Origin of the sequence: Nocardia pseudovaccinii, from assembly GCF_050942345.1 — a bacterium.
Classification (GTDB): domain Bacteria; phylum Actinomycetota; class Actinomycetes; order Mycobacteriales; family Mycobacteriaceae; genus Nocardia; species Nocardia pseudovaccinii.
The window spans coordinates 6903440-6925808 of the sequence record NZ_CP192074.1; the positions used below are offsets into that span (position 1 = coordinate 6903440).

Annotated in this window: 15 protein-coding genes, 3 rRNA genes and 1 pseudogene; 4 read left to right on the top strand and 15 right to left on the bottom strand. The window is 63.9% G+C overall.

Annotated elements, in window-relative coordinates; all coding sequences use genetic code 11:
* Position 1: 1 nt before the first annotated feature.
* The 12 genes and pseudogenes from ACQPZ2_RS31045 to ACQPZ2_RS31100 form a co-directional block, all read right to left on the bottom strand.
* The gene (locus tag ACQPZ2_RS31045) at positions 2-304 is read right to left on the bottom strand and encodes a hypothetical protein (protein WP_433521711.1); all 303 of its coding nucleotides are present in this window, start codon (positions 302-304) and stop codon (positions 2-4) included.
* Between the two features lie 13 nt (positions 305-317).
* A complete protein-coding gene (locus tag ACQPZ2_RS31050; protein WP_433521712.1) occupies positions 318-1214 on the bottom strand; it encodes an HAD-IIA family hydrolase in 897 nt (298 codons plus the stop codon).
* Positions 1215-1619: 405 nt separating this feature from the next.
* Positions 1620-2672 (bottom strand): annotated as a pseudogene (locus ACQPZ2_RS31055) (tetratricopeptide repeat protein); the annotation flags it as partial.
* 861 nt (positions 2673-3533) lie between these two features.
* Positions 3534-3650, bottom strand: a 5S ribosomal RNA gene (rrf, locus tag ACQPZ2_RS31060).
* 122 nt (positions 3651-3772) lie between these two features.
* Positions 3773-6905 (bottom strand): 23S ribosomal RNA (locus ACQPZ2_RS31065).
* 327 nt (positions 6906-7232) lie between these two features.
* Positions 7233-8751, bottom strand: a 16S ribosomal RNA gene (locus ACQPZ2_RS31070).
* The 16S, 23S and 5S rRNA genes sit together here, the layout of an rRNA operon.
* 545 nt (positions 8752-9296) lie before the next feature.
* Positions 9297-10586, bottom strand: a complete 1290-nt coding sequence (tyrS, locus tag ACQPZ2_RS31075) for a tyrosine--tRNA ligase (protein ID WP_433521713.1) — start codon at positions 10584-10586, stop codon at positions 9297-9299.
* 222 nt (positions 10587-10808) lie between these two features.
* The gene (locus ACQPZ2_RS31080; RefSeq protein WP_433521714.1) at positions 10809-11249 is read right to left on the bottom strand and encodes a DoxX family protein; all 441 of its coding nucleotides are present in this window, start codon (positions 11247-11249) and stop codon (positions 10809-10811) included.
* A 107-nt stretch (positions 11250-11356) separates the two neighbouring features.
* Positions 11357-11968, bottom strand: a complete 612-nt coding sequence (locus ACQPZ2_RS31085; RefSeq protein ID WP_433521715.1) for a DNA-3-methyladenine glycosylase — start codon at positions 11966-11968, stop codon at positions 11357-11359.
* Between the two features lie 22 nt (positions 11969-11990).
* Positions 11991-13139 carry a low temperature requirement protein A gene (locus ACQPZ2_RS31090; protein ID WP_433521716.1) on the bottom strand — a complete coding sequence of 383 codons (1149 nt, stop codon included), beginning with the start codon at positions 13137-13139 and terminating at the stop codon, positions 11991-11993.
* A gap of 31 nt (positions 13140-13170) precedes the next feature.
* Complete coding sequence (locus ACQPZ2_RS31095) at positions 13171-14061, bottom strand: RNA polymerase sigma-70 factor (protein WP_433527566.1); 891 nt, start codon at positions 14059-14061, stop codon at positions 13171-13173.
* Positions 14062-14162: 101 nt separating this feature from the next.
* On the bottom strand, positions 14163-15335 hold the full coding sequence (locus tag ACQPZ2_RS31100; RefSeq protein ID WP_433521717.1) for an NAD(P)/FAD-dependent oxidoreductase: 1173 nt from the start codon (positions 15333-15335) through the stop codon (positions 14163-14165).
* A 182-nt stretch (positions 15336-15517) separates the two neighbouring features.
* Here ACQPZ2_RS31100 and ACQPZ2_RS31105 point away from each other — a divergent pair, with 182 nt between their 5' ends.
* The 4 genes from ACQPZ2_RS31105 to ACQPZ2_RS31120 all read left to right on the top strand — a co-directional run bounded on the left by ACQPZ2_RS31105 (position 15518) and on the right by ACQPZ2_RS31120 (position 19279).
* Entirely contained in the window at positions 15518-17035 is a 1518-nt protein-coding gene (locus tag ACQPZ2_RS31105; RefSeq protein WP_433521718.1) for a multicopper oxidase family protein, read from the top strand.
* A gap of 77 nt (positions 17036-17112) precedes the next feature.
* A complete protein-coding gene (locus tag ACQPZ2_RS31110) occupies positions 17113-17844 on the top strand; it encodes an ABC transporter ATP-binding protein (RefSeq protein WP_433521719.1) in 732 nt (243 codons plus the stop codon).
* Positions 17841-18632, top strand: a complete 792-nt coding sequence (locus ACQPZ2_RS31115; RefSeq protein ID WP_433521720.1) for an ABC transporter permease — start codon at positions 17841-17843, stop codon at positions 18630-18632. Before ACQPZ2_RS31110 ends, ACQPZ2_RS31115 begins: the two co-directional genes overlap by 4 nt.
* On the top strand, positions 18629-19279 hold the full coding sequence (locus tag ACQPZ2_RS31120; RefSeq protein WP_433521721.1) for a TetR family transcriptional regulator: 651 nt from the start codon (positions 18629-18631) through the stop codon (positions 19277-19279). The genes ACQPZ2_RS31115 and ACQPZ2_RS31120 overlap by 4 nt, the downstream gene beginning before the upstream one ends.
* Before the next feature lie 45 nt (positions 19280-19324).
* Here ACQPZ2_RS31120 and ACQPZ2_RS31125 read toward each other — a convergent pair whose 3' ends face one another.
* The 3 genes from ACQPZ2_RS31125 to ACQPZ2_RS31135 are packed head-to-tail and all read right to left on the bottom strand — an operon-like array spanning position 19325 to position 22326.
* Positions 19325-19558: a Trm112 family protein gene (locus tag ACQPZ2_RS31125; RefSeq protein WP_040689305.1), complete on the bottom strand. Its 234-nt coding sequence runs from the start codon at positions 19556-19558 to the stop codon at positions 19325-19327.
* Positions 19559-19579: 21 nt separating this feature from the next.
* Positions 19580-20089: a GtrA family protein gene (locus ACQPZ2_RS31130; RefSeq protein ID WP_433521722.1), complete on the bottom strand. Its 510-nt coding sequence runs from the start codon at positions 20087-20089 to the stop codon at positions 19580-19582.
* Positions 20086-22326, bottom strand: coding sequence for a hypothetical protein (locus tag ACQPZ2_RS31135; RefSeq protein WP_433527567.1), 2241 nt, complete (start codon positions 22324-22326; stop codon positions 20086-20088). The genes ACQPZ2_RS31130 and ACQPZ2_RS31135 overlap by 4 nt, the downstream gene beginning before the upstream one ends.
* Positions 22327-22369 lie beyond the last annotated feature (43 nt).

Consider the following 22369-nt stretch of genomic DNA (forward strand, 5'->3'; position numbering starts at 1 on the left):
CTCAGATCTTGTCCACCGTGGCCAGTGCCTGTACGAGCACCTCATGTGCCTGTTCCAGGATGCGGGCGCGCCGGGTGATATCGACGCCGGAATCGGAGGCCGTCGGCGGGGGCGCCGCCAGGCCGGCCCAGGCCGGACGCGCGTCGAGTTCGGCGAGCAGACCGTCGATCTCGGCGCGGATCCGCGCGGGGTCGGCAGGCTCCGGGCGTCCCTGTGCACCCGGCAGATGCTGGCCGGGCAGCGGCGGCCCGGGGCGCGGTCCATTCGAGCCGGGTCCGTTGGGGCGTGGCATCGGAGTAGTCATCGTGGGGTCAACGCTATCGGATTTCCGAACCGGCCGCCTGCACCCTTACGGCTCGTCCCGGGTTACGGCGTAAGCGTTCCGCCAAGTCGTCGCCGAGGTCGGTCACCTCGTCCTCGACCGGCGGATGATTCAGTGCGTCCAATGACTCCGCGACGTAGGTCGGGATCAGGTCCGCCGGGGCGTCGCGTAGTTCGTCGAGGGTGCTCACGCCGGTCAGGACCAGCAGCGATTCGAGGCCGACGCGGTTGGCGCCCTCGATATCTGTGTCCAGGCGGTCACCCACGACCAGCGCGCTGCGCGTTCCGGCGCGCACCAGGGCGTCCTCCAATAGTGGCGCATAGGGCTTGCCCGCTACCACCGGTTCCCTGCCGGAGGCGGCACGCAATGCGGCGACCATGGCGCCGTTGCCGGGCGCGAGGCCACGCTCGTTCGGCAGCGTCTTATCGGTATTGGCGGCAACCCACAGTGCGTCGGCGCTCAGCGCGTAGGCCGCCTCGGCCAGATCCGGCCACGCGGTTTCGGGCGAATGTCCTTGTACGACAGCATCTGGTGCGGCGCCATTGAAGCGCCGGATCGAACGCAGCCCGACCGCTTCGACCTCTTTGGCCAGGTCATCGGTGCCGACGATCAACACCGTTGCCCCGGAATCGAGCCGCTCAGCCAATAACCGTGCCGCCGCCTGCGCACTGGTCACCACATCATCGGTTTCCGCCGCAAACCCGAGCTCGGCCAAATGCCGCGCGACCACATCCGGACCGCGACTCGCATTGTTCGTGACATATACAAGCCGCTGTGCCGCATCGGAATCCGCCAACGCCCCCGGCGCGCCCTGGATCACCTCCGGCCCGCGATACAGCGTGCCGTCCAGATCCAGCAGCAGGGCTTCATACCGCTCTCGTAGCCGCTTCACACCACTCTCACTCCATGTAACCGACCGACACCTTCCCGAACCCTACGCCAGCCCGCCGACAGGAATATGACGGCGTCGACCGACCGTATGCCGCAAACCCATTCCGAGCCCGCGTTCGAATTGACAGTGCGATGTGCGATATCGCCTAGCCAGCGAGTTGCGCGATGTTCGCAGTCAGCGATGATGACGAGCCACCAGAACCGCCGGATATCCGGCGGGCCGCGGCGCAATCTCAGAAGCCACGCCTTCGCTGGACGAGCGCGCCCATCGCGAGACTGTGCCGCCTCTTCCGACAAGACCCGGGCACCTGCACCCGCGTATTCCATACCCTCTTGTCGGCTGTCCGACCCCTGCACTTGCGGCCTGAGTCGACGAACTCCTCGGTGTCGGTCCCAGCCGCTGTGCCTATAGGTCGGTGTCGCCGGTTAGTTCCTCGGCACGCTCTTCGGCATCTGTTTCACCGTCGAGGTCGGCGGAGGCCGCGTTGAGGAACCAGGTTAGGCCCTCGGCGGTGCGGCCTGCGGCGACCAGGGCGTCGGCGTAGGCGTAAAAGAGACGGGCGGCGGCGGAGCCGGTGCGGGAGGGGTCGAGTTCCGAGGTCTGCAGGGTGACTACGGCCTGGTCGTATTGGCCGAGGTCCATGCGGGCGCCAGCGACCACGATGCGGAGTTCGGTGGCCTCGTCACCGCGCAGGGCGCGGGCCTCGTCGCTGCGGCCCAGTTCGATGGCGCGTTCGGGGCGGCCGAGGCCGCGTTCACAGTCGGCCATGACGGCGAGCAGACCGGAACCGCCGGACATCCGGCGGGCCGTACGCAATTCGGAGAGGGCCTCGGCCCACTCGCCTGCGTGATACGCGGTGACGCCCGCGGTTTCGCGGACCACTGCAATGCGGCCAGCGCGTTGGCGGGCGGCTCGTGCATGAGCCAAAGCGAGACGCGGATCATCGTCGATGAGCCGGGCCGCCATTACGAGATGCCGGGCGACCGTTTCGGCATTGCTCTTGTCCAGACTCAGCAGGTCGCGACGCACCTCGGTTTCGAGGTCGGCGGCCTGGACATCATCGGGCAGATCCGGCTCTTCGGGACGCGCCGCGCGTCGATCAGCAGAACCGCCCCCGGCACGCGCGCCCTCGCCGCCACGACGGCGATCCTGCGCGTCGTCGCCGCGGGTCCAGCCGCCGCGCTCACCGGAGTCACCGCCACGGTTGAAACCACCGCGCTGGCCGGCGTCATCGCGTCGCTTGAACCCGGTGCCTTCGTTCACGTCGCCGCGCTGACTCGATTCGCCACCACGCTTGAAACCCCCGCGCTCACCGCTGCCACCACGGCCGACCCCGCCGCGCTCCCCCGTGTCGCCACGGCGGAACCCACCGCGATCGCCCGAGTCAGCACGGTTGAAACCGCCGCGATCGCTCGAACCGCCGCGGCTGAAGCCACCGCGATCGCCGGAACCACGGCTGGAACCACCACGGTCACCAGAACCACTGCGGCCGAAGCCACTTCGATCGCCGGAATCACCGCGCTGACCCGAATCGCCGCCACGTTTGAAGCCACGGCGCTCGCTGGAATCACCGCCTCGGGTGAAACCGCCACGCTCACTGGAATCGCCCCGATCGAAACGGCCGCGATCGCCGGAGCCACCCCGGCTGAATCCGCCCCGATCGCCCGCATCGCCGCGTCGGCCCGAATCACCACTGCGGTTGAAGCCGCCGCGGTCGTCCGAGCCGCCACGGTTGAAACCACCTCTGTCGGCGGAATCACCGGAGCGCTTGAATCCGCCGCGCTCACCCGAACCACCACGGTTGAAACCACGCTCGCCGGAATCATCACGCCGACCGGCGTCGCCGCGCTCGAAACCGCCACGGCCGCCGCCGCGGTTGAAACCTCCGCGATCATCGGCACCCCGGTTGTAGCCGCCACGGCTACCGGAGTCACCACGCTCGCCGGACCCGCTGCGCTTGAAACCACCGCGGTCGCCGGAACTGCGATCATTGGAATCGTTGCGGCGGTTGAAGTCGCCGCGGTCGTTCGAACCACTCCGGGTCGAGTCGCTGCGTTTGAAGCCACGCCGTTCACCGGAATCACCTCGGTCGGAAGAGCCGCGAGAGTCGCCGCCTCGATCGCGGTCGGGACCGTCCTGCCGGAAAGACTTCCGGCCGTCGTTCTGTTCCGACACGGTGGCCCCTTTCTAGGTTCCGCCAGAGGTTGTCGAACCCCTGAATTCAATCACGTGTCGGCAGTCGGGCCCGAACACGGCATAGATATAGGTGCAAAAACGACGATAGGGGACCCAGTTCTGGGTCCCCTATCGTGAAGGATGTTCCGGCGGTGTCCTACTCTCCCACACCCTGTCGAGTGCAGTACCATCGGCGCTGGTGGCCTTAGCTTCCGGGTTCGGAATGGGACCGGGCGTTTCCCCACCGCTATAGCCGCCGTAACTCTATGAAACTATCCACACAACAACGCGACGAGTCCCCGAGGGCATAAACCCTCACGAACCGTCTGCTGCAGTGTCTGTGTGTTGTTTCAGATACCGCACAGTGGACGCGTAGCTTCTTCGTTGGTAAGTCCTCGGCCGATTAGTACCAGTCACCTACACCCGTTACCGGGCTTCCAGTTCTGGCCTATCAACCCCATGGTCTGTAGGGGGCCTTAACCACTCGAAGGTGGTGAGAAACCTCATCTTGGAACAGGCTTCCCGCTTAGATGCTTTCAGCGGTTATCCCTTCCGAACGTAGCTAACCAGCAGTGCCCTTGGCAGGACAACTGGCACACCAGAGGTTCGTCCGTCCCGGTCCTCTCGTACTAGGGACAGCCTTCCTCAAGTTTCTGACGCGCGCGGCGGATAGAGACCGAACTGTCTCACGACGTTCTAAACCCAGCTCGCGTGCCGCTTTAATGGGCGAACAGCCCAACCCTTGGGACCTACTCCAGCCCCAGGATGCGACGAGCCGACATCGAGGTGCCAAACCATCCCGTCGATATGGACTCTTGGGGAAGATCAGCCTGTTATCCCCGGGGTACCTTTTATCCGTTGAGCGACACCGCTTCCACTTGCCGGTGCCGGATCACTAGTCCCGACTTTCGTCCCTGCTCGAGCTGTCACTCTCACAGTCAAGCTCCCTTGTGCACTTGCACTCGACACCTGATTGCCAACCAGGCTGAGGGAACCTTTGGGCGCCTCCGTTACATTTTAGGAGGCAACCGCCCCAGTTAAACTACCCACCAGGCACTGTCCCTGAACCAGATCATGGCCCGAGGTTAGAGGTCCAATACGATCAGAGTGGTATTTCAACGATGACTCCACAAACACTGGCGTGCCCGCTTCACAGTCTCCCACCTATCCTACACAAACCGTACCGAACACCAATACCAAGCTATAGTGAAGGTCCCGGGGTCTTTTCGTCCTGCCGCGCGTAACGAGCATCTTTACTCGTAATGCAATTTCGCCGAGTCTGTGGTTGAGACAGCAGAGAAGTCGTTACGCCATTCGTGCAGGTCGGAACTTACCCGACAAGGAATTTCGCTACCTTAGGATGGTTATAGTTACCACCGCCGTTTACCGGGGCTTAAATTCTCAGCTTCGCCATTACTGGCTAACCGGTCCTCTTAACCTTCCGGCACCGGGCAGGCGTCAGTCCGTATACATCGTCTTACGACTTCGCACGGACCTGTGTTTTTAGTAAACAGTCGCTTCTCTCTGGTCTCTGCGACCACCCCCAGCTCCCGGAGTAAATCCGTTCACCAGACATGGTCCCCCTTCTCCCGAAGTTACGGGGGCATTTTGCCGAGTTCCTTAACCACAGTTCTCTCGATCGCCTCAGTATTCTCTACCTGACCACCTGTGTCGGTTTGGGGTACGGGCCGTGTACCAACTCACTAGAGGCTTTTCTCGGCAGCATAGGATCACTGAATTCACCTCAATCGGCTACGCATCACCTCTCAGGATATATGAACGGCGGATTTACCTACCGTTCTCCCTACAGGCTTACACCAGGACAACCATTACCTGGCCCAGCTACCTTCCTGCGTCACCCCATCGCTTGACTACTACAGCAGGGGTCGTATGCAGCCACTTCTCTTCACCCGAAGGTGATAGGTCCGCTTTTGGATACTTAGCACCACTGATTCGCCATTGGGCGCGGATACACGGGTACGGGAATATCAACCCGTTGTCCATCGACTACGCCTGTCGGCCTCGCCTTAGGTCCCGACTCACCCTGGGCGGATTAACCTGGCCCAGGAACCCTTGGTCATTCGGCGGACGAGTTTCTCACTCGTCTTTCGCTACTCATGCCTGCATTCTCACTCCCACAGCCTCCACAACTAGCTCACGCTGCTGCTTCCATGGCTGTAGGACGCTCCCCTACCCATCCACACCACTGCACCACAAACCGTAATCTATGGCGGATGTATTGTGTGAATGCCGCGGCTTCGGCGGTGTACTTGAGCCCCGCTACATTGTCGGCGCAGAATCACTTGACCAGTGAGCTATTACGCACTCTTTCAAGGATGGCTGCTTCTAAGCCAACCTCCTGGTTGTCTTCGCGACTCCACATCCTTTTCCACTTAGTACACGCTTAGGGGCCTTAGCCGGCGATCTGGGCTGTTTCCCTCTCGACTACGAAGCTTATCCCCCGCAGTCTCACTGCCACGCTCTCACACACCGGCATTCGGAGTTTGGCTGATTTCGGTAAGCTTGTAGGCCCCCTAGACCATCCAGTAGCTCTACCTCCGGTGTGAAACACGTGACGCTGCACCTAAATGCATTTCGGGGAGAACCAGCTATCACGGAGTTTGATTGGCCTTTCACCCCTACCCACAGCTCATCCCCTCAGTTTTCAACCTAAGTGGGTTCGGGCCTCCACGACGTCTTACCGTCGCTTCACCCTGGCCATGGGTAGATCACTCCGCTTCGGGTCTAGAACACGCGACTCAAACGCCCTATTCGGACTCGCTTTCGCTACGGCTACCCCACACGGGTTAACCTCGCCACATGCCACTAACTCGCAGGCTCATTCTTCAAAAGGCACGCCATCACCCACAGCAACAAAGTCACTCGCAGGCCCTGACGGATTGTAAGCGCACGGTTTCAGGTACTATTTCACTCCCCTCCCGGGGTACTTTTCACCTTTCCCTCACGGTACTAGTCCGCTATCGGTCACCAGGGAGTATTCAGGCTTACCGGGTGGTCCCGGCAGATTCACAGCAGATTTCACGGGCCCGCTGCTACTCGGGCACCCACTACAACAGAGCACGCATTTTCACCTACCGGACTATCACCGTCTATGGCGGGCCGTTCCAGACCACTTCGACTAACACGCACTTTTCTGACTGTCGCTCGACTCGGCAGAATCGAGAAAGTGAGCCCCACAACCCCAAGAACACAACAACTGCCGTCTATCACATGCTCCTGGTTTAGCCTCATCCGCTTTCGCTCGCCACTACTCACGGAATCACTATTGTTTTCTCTTCCTGTGGGTACTGAGATGTTTCACTTCCCCACGTTCCCTCCACACACCCTATATATTCAGATGCGGGTAACACGACATCACTCGTGCTGGGTTTCCCCATTCGGAAATCCTCGGATCTCAGCTCGGTTGACAGCTCCCCGAGGCTTATCGCAGCCTCCTACGTCCTTCATCGGCTCCTGGTGCCAAGGCATCCACCGTACGCTCTTAAACACTTACAAACAAAGATGCTCGCGTCCACTGTGCAGTTCTCAAACAACACACCCGCACCGAATTGAACTTCAGGACCTGACCAGAATCACTGGCGGTTTCACAGAAAACCCGAGCGGATCGTTATCTTGCCTGGAAAGAACGTCTGTTCTCTCAGGACCCAACAGTGTGTCGATATATTCACCGCGATCGAAGACTCGGCTCCGATCTGATGCGATGAACCTGTCAGCGTTCCACCCATGAGCATCCGCCGGAAAACATATGTTTCCGAAACGGTCTCTGGCACCAGCGTTTACCATCCCCGACTCTTCGGGGTGCCGTGCAGAAGTGCTCCTTAGAAAGGAGGTGATCCAGCCGCACCTTCCGGTACGGCTACCTTGTTACGACTTCGTCCCAATCGCCAATCCCACCTTCGACGGCTCCCTCCCACAAGGGGTTAGGCCACCGGCTTCGGGTGTTACCGACTTTCATGACGTGACGGGCGGTGTGTACAAGGCCCGGGAACGTATTCACCGCAGCGTTGCTGATCTGCGATTACTAGCGACTCCAACTTCACGGGGTCGAGTTGCAGACCCCGATCCGAACTGAGACCGGCTTTAAGGGATTCGCTCCACCTCACGGTATCGCAGCCCTCTGTACCGGCCATTGTAGCATGTGTGAAGCCCTGGACATAAGGGGCATGATGACTTGACGTCGTCCCCACCTTCCTCCGAGTTGACCCCGGCAGTCTCTCACGAGTCCCCGCCATAACGCGCTGGCAACATAAGATAAGGGTTGCGCTCGTTGCGGGACTTAACCCAACATCTCACGACACGAGCTGACGACAGCCATGCACCACCTGTACACCAACCACAAGGGGGCACCTATCTCTAGGTGTTTCTGGTGTATGTCAAACCCAGGTAAGGTTCTTCGCGTTGCATCGAATTAATCCACATGCTCCGCCGCTTGTGCGGGCCCCCGTCAATTCCTTTGAGTTTTAGCCTTGCGGCCGTACTCCCCAGGCGGGGTACTTAATGCGTTAGCTACGGCACGGATCCCGTGGAAGGAAACCCACACCTAGTACCCACCGTTTACGGCGTGGACTACCAGGGTATCTAATCCTGTTCGCTACCCACGCTTTCGCTTCTCAGCGTCAGTTACTTCCCAGAGACCCGCCTTCGCCACCGGTGTTCCTCCTGATATCTGCGCATTTCACCGCTACACCAGGAATTCCAGTCTCCCCTGAAGTACTCTAGTCCGCCCGTATCGACCGCAAGCCCACCGTTGAGCGGTAGGTTTTCACGATCGACGCGACGAACCGCCTACAAGCTCTTTACGCCCAGTAATTCCGGACAACGCTCGCACCCTACGTATTACCGCGGCTGCTGGCACGTAGTTGGCCGGTGCTTCTTCTACAGGTACCGTCACTCACGCTTCGTCCCTGTCGAAAGAGGTTTACAACCCGAAGGCCGTCATCCCTCACGCGGCGTCGCTGCATCAGGCTTCCGCCCATTGTGCAATATTCCCCACTGCTGCCTCCCGTAGGAGTCTGGGCCGTGTCTCAGTCCCAGTGTGGCCGGTCACCCTCTCAGGTCGGCTACCCGTCGTCGCCTTGGTAGGCCATTACCCCACCAACAAGCTGATAGGCCGCGGGCCCATCCTGCACCGATAAATCTTTCCACCACAAGACATGCATCCCATGGTCATATCCGGTATTAGACCCAGTTTCCCAGGCTTATCCCGAAGTACAGGGCAGATCACCCACGTGTTACTCACCCGTTCGCCGCTCGTGTACCCCGAAGGGCCTTACCGCTCGACTTGCATGTGTTAAGCACGCCGCCAGCGTTCGTCCTGAGCCAGGATCAAACTCTCCGTTGAAGACTCTCAACCACACCCCAAAAAAAGGGCGCAATCAGAAGAATTAACCAGAGTCCGAAAACCTTGGCAAAATCAAACGCCAGCAAAAAAATTTGCTGACTAAATGTCCAGCCCTCACCACACGGGGGTATGAAAGGACCGGAACCAATAAATAATTGGCACTGACATTCATCGACACACTATTGAGTTCTCAAAGAACACACGCACACAACTGGACCCCAGATTCTCTCGGGGGGCTTGTTGAGGCAACTGTCCTAGCCTAGCCAACCGCCCGCGCAGAGTCAAGTCCGCTCGTCCGATCCGGCAACGCTGATCGCCAGGCGCTCCTCGTCCTACCTCGTTTCCCAGGCCACTGTGCTCAACGTTTCCGCTGCGCTTTGGGCTCCGGGTCGGTGTCCGTGTCGCTCTGACTTGGACAAAGTTACGCGGCGGAGAACGTCGAGTCAAATCCGCACTACACGCATGTCATTTCGCAGGTCAGACGCCGTCTGACACCCCAAAGAACGGGCTCGGGCCACGCGAATGTGACCCGAGCCACGTGATCTTTATGCGCCCGCCCGCAGTACGCCCGCGAAGTTCCGCTTTCCTCGGCGCAGCACCAACCACCGTCCGTGCAGGTAGTCGGCATCGGCGGGCGTCCATTCCAGATCCGAGATCCGCTCGTTGTTCACCGACGCTCCGCCTTCGTTCACCGCACGCCGTGCGGCGCCGCGGCTCTCCGACAGTCCGGTGGCGACCAGCAGATCGACGATCGTGCTCGGTTCACCGACACCGACCTCGGCGACCGTGCCGTCGACAGCGGCTTCACGCAGGGCTGCCGACAACGTCGGCTCATCGAGTTCACGCAGATCCGCTCGTCCGAACAGGGCCTGACTAGCCAGCTGCACGGCCCGGGTATTCGCTTCGCCGTGCACCAGATTCGTCATTTCCTCGGCCAGCTTGCGCTGGGCTTCCCGTGCGTGCGGACGCTCGGCCGTGGCCAGTTCCAGCTCGGCCAACTCTTGGCGGGACAAGAAGGTGAACCAGCGCAGGTACCGCACGACATCGGCATCGGCGGTATTCACGAAGTACTGGTACCAGGCGTACGGGCTGGTCATTTCCGGATCGAGCCACAGGCTGCCGCCGCCGGTCGACTTGCCGAACTTCTTGCCGTCGGCCGAGGTAACGAGCGGCACGGTCAGCGCGTGCACCGCCGCACCGTCGACGCGCCGGTTCAGCTCGACACCGGCGATGATGTTGCCCCATTGATCCGAACCACCGACCTGCAGTGTGCAGCCGTAATTGCGGCGCAACTGCAGGTAGTCGTTGGCCTGCAGCAACATGTAGCTGAATTCGGTGTAGGAGATGCCCTCACCGTCCAGGCGGCGCTTGATGGTGTCGCGGGCCAGCATGACGTTGACCGAGAAGTGCTTGCCGATATCGCGCAGGAAGTCCACGGTCGACAGCTGGCCGGTCCAGTCCATGTTGTTGGCGATGATCGCGCCGGTGGGTGAGTCGTCGAGGTCGACGAAGCGCTCGAGCTGTGAACGGATCCGGCCCGCCCATTCCGCGACGGTATCGGTCGAATTCATGGTGCGTTCGCCCACGTCGCGCGGATCGCCGATGAGTCCCGTGGCACCACCGGCCAGCACGATCGGGCGATGGCCCGCGCGCTGGAACCGCTTCAGCGCCAGCAGCGGGACCAGATGTCCGGCGTGCAGGCTGGCCGCGGTGGGATCGAAACCGGCATACAGGGTCAGCGGCCCGGCGGACGCCGCCGCGCGCAGGGCGTCCAGGTCGGTGGACTGCGCGATCAGTCCGCGCCAGGTCAGTTCGTCGATGATGTCGCCGCTCACGCCTCCGCCTCGCTGGCGCTCGGCTCCAGCGTGCGCGATGCGCGCTGACACATGGTTCGCTCACTTCGTTCGCTCACGCTTTCCCATCTTTCCGCACCGGTCCCCGCGACCGGCATGGCCCTCAGTGTCGCCGTGCGCCGCCACGCAGGGCGAATGATTTTCGGTGAATGCCACGACGATCGGCAGACCGCGGTCTGCCGATCGTGTGCGTTGTTCAGATGTTCAGCGAGCCAGCAGCTCCCGCACCGCGATGATGCCGTCGCGCCGCTGCCAGGCGATCCAGACGAACACCACGCCGAGCACCAATGGGAACGGCGCCAGGGCGGGTGCGCCGAGCAGGAACACCTGGGTCAGTGCGGCGCAGACCATGGTGATGGTCAGGCCGACGGCCGCGGGGCCGGTCAGGCGGGGCACCAGCAGGCCGATGCCACCGGCGAGTTCGACTACGCCGGTGAAGTAGCGGAACCACTGGCCCCAGCCGATCGTGTCGAAGGATTCGACCGCCGCGTGTGCGCCGAGCAGCTTCGGGGCGGCGGAGGCGATGATGAGGAACAGCGCGAGCAGGACCTGCACGGTCCAGAGCGCGATAGTCATCGTCTTGCCGGGGCGGTGGGCGACGGTGGCAGCGGCGGTGATCGGGGCGGCGGGGGCGATGGCGGTCATCTGTCTTTCCTTCGGGTCGGTCGCGCCGGGTGGAGCGCGTTCAACAGATAGGACGGACACCGCCCCGAAAACTCATCGCCGATCCCTAGGATTCATGTGACCTGGTGTTATACCGCTTCGATCGGGGCACGCGGGCTGCGCCGATAGACCGAGACCGCAGGCGATGCGAGCCAGAATCGCCACGGCACATCCGCTGCGCTGCTGACCCCGACGCGCGGTCCGTCGGAAATCTCGGCGGGGTCGATCGCGCCGTTCAGCTCCAACCGGATCGGCGAGGCAGGGTCGAAGAGTGGAGTTCCGTAGTCGCTCAGCGTTATTCCGAGCGCGCTGCCGAGATTCCCAGGGCCCCTTGCCAAATCGGCGTCCGTGCGGGCCGCGGGTCGTCGCTCCCTGACCGTGTCCGACCCTGCGATCACCTCGCCCGACCGGATGAGTACCGCACTCGCGGTGCCGTCCGGACCGCTGGTCACGTTCACGCACATGTGCATGCCGTAACTGAGGTAGACGTACAGCACGCCGGCGGGCCCGAACATCACCGCATTGCGCTTGGTCCGCCCGCGTCCGGAATGCGATGCGGGATCCGGCCACGGTCCGGCCGGGTCGCCGCCATATGCCTCGACCTCGACGATTCGCACGCCGACCGGTCCGGACCACAGCGTCGAGCCGAGCAGTCGGCGAGCCGCGGCGGGTGGTTCGACCGCCAGTTCCTCGTTACGCACGACTCTCCATTGTTCCCGAAAGTCAGACGTAGCGACTGTGCTGGCCCGAGCGCAGCGTGACGAGATCGTCGATGATCACGGCGGCATAGCCGACCGCGACCAGCACCGCGAGCTGTGCCCAGGCGACCCACGCGATGCCGATCGGGATGGTCGCGGACACCGCGGCGGCGGCGAGCAGTCGCGACCACGGGCGCGGCAGACCGAGGGCGAGCCGGAAACAGAACTGGCCGAAGAAGTACAGCGCGACGCCGCCGGAGAGCGCGGACGCGGCGGCGATGGAGGCAGGTTCGTTGCCGTGCGCGATGGTCATATTGATGCCCGCCGCGGTGACGGTGATGCCGATCAGCAGCGGGTAGAGCGCGTAACCGTAGGCGAGCACCGCGGGACGGGAGCGTTCCCGATCCGGGACCGCGGCCAGCGCATGCTCGCCACGGTCGTCATCGATCCCGAAATAAGCCCACCACAGCACATAGGCCAGGCAGAGTCCGAGCGCGACGGTGGCGGTCAGCGGCACGGTCAGCTTCTCCCCCGCCAGGCCCAGACCGATCGCGACCACCGACTCACCGATGGCGACGATGATCACCAGCCCGTTGCGCTCGCAGAAATGGCTGGCCCGCACCACGAAATCGCGGGTGTCGACCAGGTACGGACTCAGCACCTGCACCGCGAATGCCAGACCCCAGCACAGGTACTGCCACCAGCCGTGCACGAAGCCGCCCGCGAGCACGAGCGCCGCCGCGAGCGCGTTCAGTGGCGCGATGCGTTTGATCGCCTGGCTCGCCGAGGTGCCGCCACTGACCCAGAACAGCGCCGTGTGCACCGTGTTGACCAGGACGTAGCCGAGACCGAAGGCGAGACCCGTGCCGTGGAACGCGTCCGGGATCGCCAGCGCGAGCACGAAGAATCCGAACATGCCGATCAACAGCAGCGTGCGGCGCTGCGAATTGCTCGGCGCCACTTCGTTGGTGAGCCAGACGTAGCCGCTGTACATCCACCAGATGACCCCGAACAGCACCACCACCTGAGCCAGCGCCTCCCAGCCGGGATGGTGGGTGAAGACGTGAGTGAGCTGGGTGATGGTGAAGACGAAGACGAGATCGAAGAACAACTCCAGGGTGGAAACCCGAACCTGTCCTCCGTCCACATTCGGTTCCGTGGTCTGGCTGGTCACGGCAGGATCGTAAAGCAACACGCCGAACTGGTCATCCGATCACGTCGGTCCCCATGTAGAGCCCCTTGAGCTTGCTCGGGTTCACCTGGAAGCGCAGGTTGTGGATGTGGCCGTCGATGATGTCGTAGGTGAACGCCGCGACCGGGTTTCCGTCGATGCGCGCGAGCGCCCCGAGTTCGCCGTTGATATGTGCTGGTTCGAGGACGATGCCCGCGACCGACGGCTTGGCGAGTACGCCGAGAACCCAGCGCGCCACATGATCCGGTCCGTACAGCGGACGCCGGGCCGCGGTGACCACCCCGCCGCCATCGGACCACGAGGTGACATCGGGGGCGAGCAGACCCATCAGGGCATTGAGATCACCACCGGCGCAGGCGGCCATGAACTGTTCGGTGATGTGGGTGCGCTCGGCCTTATCGGTATCGAAGCGCGGGCGGCGGGACTGCACATGTGAGCGGGCCCGATGCGCGATCTGCCGGACGGTGGCCTCGGGCTTGTCGAGGGTGTCGGCGATCTCGGCGTGGCTGTAGCCGAACACCTCGCGCAGCAGGAAGACCGCGCGTTCCACCGGATTCAAGGTCTCCAGGACCACCAGCATCGCGGTGGAGACGGTGTCGGCCAACTCGGTCTCCTCGGCGATATTCGGTGAGGTCAGCAGGGGTTCGGGAAGCCAAGGGCCGACGTAGGTTTCGCGTTTGGCCCTGGCCGAGGTGAGCCGGTTCAACGACAGGTTGGTGACCGTGCGCACCAGATAGGACTTGGGATGCTGGACCGTCGACTGATCGGTTTCATTCCACTTCAGCCAGGTGTCCTGGAGGATGTCTTCGGCATCGGTGACGGTGCCCAGCATCCGGTAGGCGGTGGAAAAGAGCAGCCGCCGGTGTTCGATGAATGGATCCTGCGCGGGCGTGGCGTCGACCATCTGGACCATGCTCCTAGGGCAAGTCCGGATTTGGCAATCCAACTTTCCGGACGAACGCGGAAACCGCCCGCCTGGTTGGCGGACGGCTGATCCGGGCCGGTTCATGCGGTCCGACGCGTGGATTTGCCGCCCTTGGACAGCTGGACCGAGACCGTCATCTTCTTGCTCAGCTTGAAGCTCGGCACCGGGCTGCTGCTCACCCCTTCCTTGTACAAGACGGCCGCTCGTCCGGTCAGGTAGAACCGGCCAGGGGTGTCGTCGGCCTTGGTGAACTGGATGACCGCATCCTTGCGCCCCAGGCTGACGGGCTGATGGAAGTAACCGAACCGGAACGGCTCGACGGTCTTGCCCCTCAGCTGCCGCGCGATGGAGTCGGCGGCGTAGGCGGCGGTCGGCAGACCGGACTGGCAGGTGCCGTGGATCTGACCCCAGGCCTGGCGCACCGCGGCGGCGTCGCCGACGGCGTGGATGTTCGGGTGCGAAACCGACCGCAGGGTCGGATCGACCACGATCAGCCCGCGCGCATCGGTTTCGATGCCGGACTGGGCGGCAAGTGGCGAGACGCGGACACCGGTGGTCCAGAGGGTCAGATCGGCCGAAACCAGTTCGCCGTCGGCGAGTTCGACCGCATCCGGCAGCACCTTGGTGACCGCATGGCCGACCTTGCGTGCCACGCCGAGCCGATCGAGCGCCCTGTTCAGGTAGGCGCGGGCCTTGTCGCCCATCATCGCGCCCGGTTCGGTGCTGCTGATCAGGGTGACGCGCAGGCCCGGGTAGCTCTCGGCGATTTCGGCCGCCGCCTCGATGCCGGTCAGACCGCCGCCGCAGACCGCGATGGTGCCGGCACCGGCCGCGACCACCGCAAGGTGTTCGGAGAAGCGGTGCACGGTGCGCGGATCGTTCAGGGTCCAGGCGTGATCGGCGGCGCCGGGCACGATGCTGGTGTCGGTGCTACTGCCGAGCGCGTAGATCAGCTCGTCGTAGTGCAGTGTGCCGGTGCCGTCGACATACACTCGCTGCGCCTCGGGATCGATGGAAGTCGCCCAGCCCTGGACGAATTCGACCCCCGATCCCGCCAGGATCTCCGGGATCCGGTTATCGGCCAACTCCTGGCCCGCGGCGACCTGGTGCATGCGCAGCCGCTCGGTGAAGCGGGCGGACGGGTTGACGATGGTGATCTCGACGTCGAGTTTGCGGGTTCGCCGGGCCAGCCGGATAGCGGCCAGCATGCCGGTGTAGCCCGCGCCGAGTACGACGATCCGATGCGTTGTCATGGCTTGCTCCCATGGTCGGTGTCACCGGGGCAGGTTTGCTGGTTGGTGACGACCATCGGACAAAGCACCGCCGCCGGACGTGACAGCCATGCGGTGTGACGTGGGACACACAGCGGGATCAGGGGTGAAATGGGGACGCTCCCGGATGTGGCCGGGGGCTGGTGATCCATACCGTCGGCGGCATGTCTTCGGTTTCCCGGCCGCGGTGGTTGCGGCGGTTGCTCTTGATCGTCACGGCGGTCGCGGCGGTGGTGCTGCTATCTGTCGGCGGCTGCGTCACGTGGGTGTACGGCAGTGCGTCCGTATCTACTGTCGGCAGCGGCGAGTTCAGCAATGAGCTCGCGATTCCGCCGCTGGCGCAGTCCCGGGTGCGAGCGGATGGCACGCGTGTCTTCGAACTCGAAATGCGTTCGGGGCAAAAGGAATTCCGAGCAGGGCAGACGACTGCGACGTGGGGGTTCAACGGGGACTATCTCGGACCGACGCTGCGGGCGCGGCGCGGGGAAAAGGTGGAAGTCGAAGTCCGGAACAATCTTTCGGAGCGGTCGACGGTGCACTGGCACGGAATGCATCTGCCCGCGGCGATGGACGGCGGGCCACACCAGATGGTGCAGGCCGGTGGCACCTGGACACCGCATTGGACCGTGGACCAGCCCGCCGCCACGCTCTGGTACCACCCGCATCCGCACGGCACGACCGAACAACATGTCCGGCGTGGGCTTGCGGGCCTTTTCCTGCTCGATGACGAAGTTTCCGAAGGACTTTCGCTACCGAACAACTATGGTGTCGACGATCTGCCCGTCATCGTCCAGGACGTGAAATTCCGTGGCAATCAGTTCGATTCGTCGCACGGCATGTTCCGCGACGTCGGGTTCCTCGGCGACCGGACCATGGTGAACGGAACCCTGACGCCGTATCGGAATATCGGCGATGAGCTCGTGCGATTGCGTCTGCTCAACGCTTCGACGGCGCGGGTATACACCTTCGGCTTCGCCGATGATCGCCGCTTCTCGCTGGTCGGCACCGACGGCGGGCTGCTGGAACGCCCTGTCGCGCTCGATCGGGTGCGGCTGTCACCGGGCGAACGCGCGGAAATCGTGGTTCGCGTGCGGCCCGGCGAACGGACCGTGCTGCGCAGCACGAAACTCGATGCGGGACTGGACTTCTGGACGCAGCGATTCGCGGGCGGCGACGACAGCTTCGACATCCTCGAACTGCGTGCGGCATCGACATTGCGGCCTTCGCCGGAATTGCCTGCGGCACTGGCGCATCCGTCCACACCGGATGGCTCCGATTCGGTGCGCGAACGAAACTTCGAACTGAATCTGAGTGGCATCAACGGCAGCCCGATGGCGATGGATCGGATCGATCTGACGGTCACCAGGGGCACCGCCGAAACCTGGATGGTGCACAACAACGACGGCATGCCGCACAACTTCCACATTCACGATGTGCAGTTCCGCGTGCTCGAACTGAACGGCGCACCGCCACCCGCCGCACTGACCGGACCGAAGGACACCATCTTCCTGCCGCCGAATGCCAGCGCGAAGCTCGCCATGCGGTTCGACGGACCCGCCGATCCGAACTCGCCGTACATGTATCACTGCCACCTGCTCTGGCATGAGGACCAGGGCATGATGGGCCAGTTTGTCGTGGTCGAGCCCGGTCAGTCGGCCGGAACACCGGCACATCACCACTGACGGGTCTTGCCCCGAGAACCAGATCGCGCTAAATTCATCACACAGTGAATTCAACACTCGATGAATTGAGGCGTCCCATGACGGACCTGCACTCATCCCATGCCGTCGAGGTTCGCAACCTCACCGTGCGCCGCGGCGGCCGCGAAGTCCTACACAACATCTCGCTGACCATCCCGCGCGGTTCCATCACCGGACTGCTCGGTCCATCGGGATGTGGCAAGACCACGCTCATGCGCAGCATCGTCGGCACCCAGATCGTGGCGTCCGGCGAGATCTCTGCGCTGGGACTGCCCGCGGGCTCGGCGGAACTGCGGCATCGGATCGGTTACGTGACCCAGGCACCGAGCATCTACCGCGATATCAGCGTGCGTGAGAACGTCGCCTACTTCGCCGCGCTCTACGGCCGCGACCGCGACGACATCGACGAGGCCATCGGCGCAGTCGGCCTGCTGGATCACGCCCACCAGCGCGGCGACGAACTCTCCGGCGGCCAGGAGACCCGCGCGTCTCTGGCCTGCGCCTTGGTCGCGCAGCCGGAGGTGCTGATCCTGGACGAGCCGACGGTCGGCCTGGATCCGGTACTGCGCGTCGACCTGTGGAAGCAGTTCCACGAATTGGCCGCGAACGGAACGACGCTGCTGGTCTCGAGCCATGTGATGGACGAGGCCGAGCACTGCGACAAACTGCTGCTGATGCGCGAGGGTGACCTGCTCGCCGAGCTCAGCCCCGATGAACTGCGCGCCGAAACCGGTGAGCAGAACCTCGAACAAGCCTTCCTCACTCTGATCACGATGGGACGTGCGGCATGACCACCACCCTCGTACCTCGCCGCCGGACGCCGACACTGCGTCCCTATGCCGCGACGACCGGACGCATCCTGCGTCAGCTGCGCAACGACCACCGCACTGTCGCAATGATTCTCGTGGTTCCGGCGGTCCTGATGGCGCTGCTCTACTTCATCTACAAGGACACCCCGCCCAACCCGTTCAACCCCGTCCCGATATTCGATCGCGTCGGTATGAGCATGCTCGGCATCCTGCCGTTCATCGTGATGTTCTTGATCACCGCGATCGCCATGCAGCGTGAACGCACCTCCGGCACCTTGGAGCGGCTGCTGACCACACCGCTGTCGAAACTCGATCTGCTCGCCGGATACGGCACCGCCTTCTCGGTGGCCGCGGCGGCGCAGGCGGCGGTGGCCTGCCTGGTCTCCTTCGGGCTGCTCGGCCTGAATTCGGCGGGCAGTCCGGTCTGGGTTGTGGTGATCGCCATGATCGACGCGGTCTGCGGCGTCGCACTCGGGCTATTGGCAAGTGCCTTCGCGCGCACCGAATTCCAGGCCGTGCAATTCATGCCGGTGGTGGTCGCGCCGCAGATCTTCCTGTGCGGCTTGCTTGTTCCGCGTGGACAGTTGCCCGGCTGGTTGGAGGCGATCAGCAATGTGATGCCGTTGAGCTATGCGGTCGATGCGCTGCAACAGGTTTCGACGCATCCGGATGTCACCGGTCAGATGCTGCGTGACCTGGCAGTCGTTGCCGGATTCGCGGTCGTCGCGCTCTGCCTGGGCGCAGCCACGCTACGACGGCGGACCGCGTGACGGCCGAGAACCCGATCGCCCAGGACACGACGACCAACGGCGACCGGGGCACCCGCTCCGGTCGCCGACCGGGTCGCTCCGACACCCGTGCGGAAATCCTCGCGGCCGCCCGCGCCCGCTTCGCCGATATCGGTTTCGACAAGACCTCGATCCGCGCCGTCGCCGCCGACGCCGGGGTCGATCCCGCGCTGGTCCACCACTATTTCGGGACCAAACAGCAACTGTTCGCCGCGGTGGTCGAGTTCCCGATCGATCCAGAGGCCACACTGCGCCGGATCGAGGCCGCGCCGCTGGATCGGCTCGGCGAAACCATTCTCGGCTCGGTGCTCGCGGTGTGGGACTCCCCCGCAGGCCCCGGGATCGTCGCGGCGGTGCGCAGCATTCTCGCGGGCGGCGATATCACGCTGGCCAGGACGTTTGTCCTGGATGTCGTCCTGGAACGAGTACGGATGCGGATCGCTGAGCCCGAAGACGACGGCCGTGCCCGAGTCGCGCTGGTGGGTACGCAGATGATCGGCGTGCTGGTCGCGCGCAAGATTCTGGAGATAGAACCGCTGGCCTCGATGCCGGGTCCTGAACTGGTCGCGGCCGTCGCCCCCACGCTGCAGCGCTATCTCACCGGTGAAATCGATACTCCCGCATCGTAATTCGCGGTGGCGCACGCTATCGTGCGCCACCGAGCGGATGGCCGCTCAGGCGTCGGCGTGCTGACTGGTGAAGGCCGCGTGCTCGGCGTCGGTGACATCGCGGGCCTCATCGATCAGCAGCACCGGAATGCCGTTCTCGATCGGGTAGGCACGGCGCAGGCGCGGGTTGTAGAGGGCGGTGGCGCCCTTGTCGTCGCGGACCAACAGCAGCGGACCCTTGTCCTGCGGGCAGGCGAGCAGGCTCAACAGGGTGGCGTCCAAGGCGGTTTCCTCCGGCATGATCGATAACTTACCCGGCGCCTAGGTCCGTTCCGCACCCGAACCGGCCGATGGCGGCTCGGGCACGGGCGCCCGGTGGAACGAGATGTAGCGATGCCCGAAGAAGCTGGCGATGGCGACCAGACCCATGACCACCACCGCGGCCGGTCTGCTCGGCAGATGCAGCACCGAGACGGCCAGCGACAGCAGTGCGATGTTCATCAGCAGCCCACCGGAATTGACCGCCACGAAGCGGACGAAGTCGCGCAGCATATGTCCGCGCACTCGGAAGACCAGCGTGCGATGCAGTACGAAAGCGATGACGATGCTGACGGCATAGGCGGCGACCACCGCGATCGCGGGCGGCACATTACTGCCGAGCACCGATAGCCACAGCACGGTCAGTCCCATACCGAGCGCGGTATTGAACGCACCGACCATCGCGAAGGCGATCTCCTGCCGACGCACCAGCCGCAGCAGCAGACCCGGATCCTCGGCGCCGGTCGCACCCGCATGGTCCGCCGTGAATTCGGCCTGCTGGTCAGCTGTCAACGAGATACTCCCGCCAGATCGGGCTCCGGGACCGTGGCGGTCACCGGCAGTTCGGTCAGCGTCGCGTCCTCATCACGCTCGCGACCGCGTACGAATATCCATTGCAATGCGCCGATTCCGAACAGCCCGAGCAGCATCGCGACCCCGCCGATCTTCCACCCCGGCGGCCGCCAGGTCAGCTCCAGGTCGCCGTTCTTGGTGCCGGCCGGAATATCCACGGCGACAAAGGTTTTCGCGACCACGTCGAAGGGGATCGTGCGGCCGTTCAGCTTCACCTGATAGCCCGGCCAGCCCAGCCGTGCGAAGACCACGCGGCCACCACTATCCGAACTCACGCGAACCCGGCTGGTCAGCTCCGATTCCGACACCGACGTCGCGGTGCCACCGGAGACCGCCGACACGCGGCCGTTCTGGGTGGACAGCAGCCCACCCACTCGCTCGAGCACCGCGATGTACTGGTCGTGGCCCGGGTAGTCGACCCACTGCCAGCCAGATGGTGCGGGTTGATTGCGCGCGTCCGGGTAAAGCGCCTTCTGCAGCACCACCCGATCCACCTTCATCAGGTCGACGATCGTCCTGCCGGTAGTGGGCTCCGTCGCGAAGGCCCGCCGGAAGGCGTCGGGGCAGACGCTGGTGTCCCAGCGCATGCACAGCATCTCACCGAACCAGAAGTGCCCGTTGGGCGTATAGCCGCTGACGTAGGTCTTCTCCAGATCCTTGGCGTAGTTACCGAAGACCAGCGATCCGTACGCGCCCCGCAACGAACGATCCTCCGGCCGGATCAGCCCGCGATCGGCCAATTGCAGGGTGGTGCCCCGAAATTCGGGAAACGCGGCCTTCATCTGCGACCGCTGCTCGGGCAGGTTCCAGCTCATCGGCGTCGGCTGTGCCGCATGCACCTGGAGAAAGGCGATCGGGAACACCGAAACGATGGTCAACACGCAGGCCGCGGCCATGCCTTTCTTCATCCCGAGCCACACGACGGCCGCGCCGAGCACGGCGATTCCGACCGCCGCCACCACATGCCAGACGACCTCGCGCGGCGCCGCCGAGAACGAGCGCACCCACAGCAGCCCGATCAGCACACCCGCCGCGATACCGCGGCCACGCCAATTCTCGAAGGTGGCGAAGCGTCCGAGCAGCACGCACACCAGCACCAGCAGTCCGAGGGCCAGCATCGGCAACACCCGCGCGGGCCAGCGCAGCGGGCCGATGGTGCCCGGTCCCGCTGTCCACATCAGCGCCATCAGCGCGACGAGCGCGATCGCACTGAACTCCCGCCAGGACGCGCGCGCCTTGCGCCAGTCGATGAAGGCCAGCGCCGGAATCAGGAACCAGGCGATGTAGACCACCGGCATCGGCTGCACATAACCCCACCAGGAGTTGTACGCGGGCAATGAGCTGGGCAGGCTGGCATTGAGCGATTCCGACCACGGCACGGTCAGGAACTGGTCGTTATTGATCTGAGCCGTGCCGCGCCAGGTCACCTTCGCCGACAGCATGCTCGGCAGATAGGTGGCCAGCCCGGCCACCGCGGCGCAGCCCGCGACCGCGAGCAGTCGCAGCGACGGCTGCCACTTGCGTTGGTAGACAACCTCCCCCACGGCCACCGCGCCGATCATCAGCCCGGCCTCGACCGCGGGGAAGATGTATTGCACCGAGATGGCCAGGTACAGGAAAACGAAGGTGGGGATCGGCCCGCCACGTCCCCGTGCGTAGCGCACGCCGGACGCCCACGCGTGCACCAGCCACGCGGTACCGGTGAAGGCGGTGTACCAACTGGCCTCGTCGAAGAACAGCAGCCAACCAGTGAACGGAATCGACACGCCCGCAACGGCGGCCCACGGCAGCCGCGCCCCGTACTCCACGCAGATGCGGTACACACCGGTCCCGAGGACGACCGCGAAGATCAGCTTGATCACGGTGGTGTAGAGCGCGATGTTGTCGACCGAGGGCGCGATCAGATCGATCAGCAGTTGCGGCGGATTCAGCAGGCCCGCCTCCTCGATGGCGTAGTTGCCCGCCATCCAGTGCTCGGGGACCAGCACCGGGAACTGTCCGTCACGCAGGGACCGGCCGAGCATCACCCACAGTGGGCCGTACTGCGACTCGCTGTCATCGGTGTAGAAATGCCTGGCATTGGCCAGCAGGACGGCACCATATCCGGCGATCACACCGAGTGCGGTTATGAATCCCCATTTGTACACGTCCCGCCGGGCGGGGGCGCTGCTTTCCACCACGAGTTCCAGACCCTACAGGGCGCACTCGTCGAGGGACACC

What these genes read in the sequence shown, in the direction of transcription:
- ACQPZ2_RS31045 (WP_433521711.1), bottom strand. Translation starts at nt 304, where the DNA reads ATGACTACTCCGATGCCACGCCCCAACGGACCCGGCTCGAATGGACCG.
- ACQPZ2_RS31080 (WP_433521714.1), bottom strand. Translation starts at nt 11,249, where the DNA reads ATGACCGCCATCGCCCCCGCCGCCCCGATCACCGCCGCTGCCACCGTC.
- ACQPZ2_RS31095 (WP_433527566.1), bottom strand. Translation starts at nt 14,061, where the DNA reads ATGGTCGACGCCACGCCCGCGCAGGATCCATTCATCGAACACCGGCGG.
- ACQPZ2_RS31100 (WP_433521717.1), bottom strand. Translation starts at nt 15,335, where the DNA reads ATGACAACGCATCGGATCGTCGTACTCGGCGCGGGCTACACCGGCATG.
- ACQPZ2_RS31105 (WP_433521718.1), top strand. Translation starts at nt 15,518, where the DNA reads ATGTCTTCGGTTTCCCGGCCGCGGTGGTTGCGGCGGTTGCTCTTGATC.
- ACQPZ2_RS31110 (WP_433521719.1), top strand. Translation starts at nt 17,113, where the DNA reads ATGACGGACCTGCACTCATCCCATGCCGTCGAGGTTCGCAACCTCACC.
- ACQPZ2_RS31115 (WP_433521720.1), top strand. Translation starts at nt 17,841, where the DNA reads ATGACCACCACCCTCGTACCTCGCCGCCGGACGCCGACACTGCGTCCC.
- ACQPZ2_RS31125 (WP_040689305.1), bottom strand. Translation starts at nt 19,558, where the DNA reads ATGCCGGAGGAAACCGCCTTGGACGCCACCCTGTTGAGCCTGCTCGCC.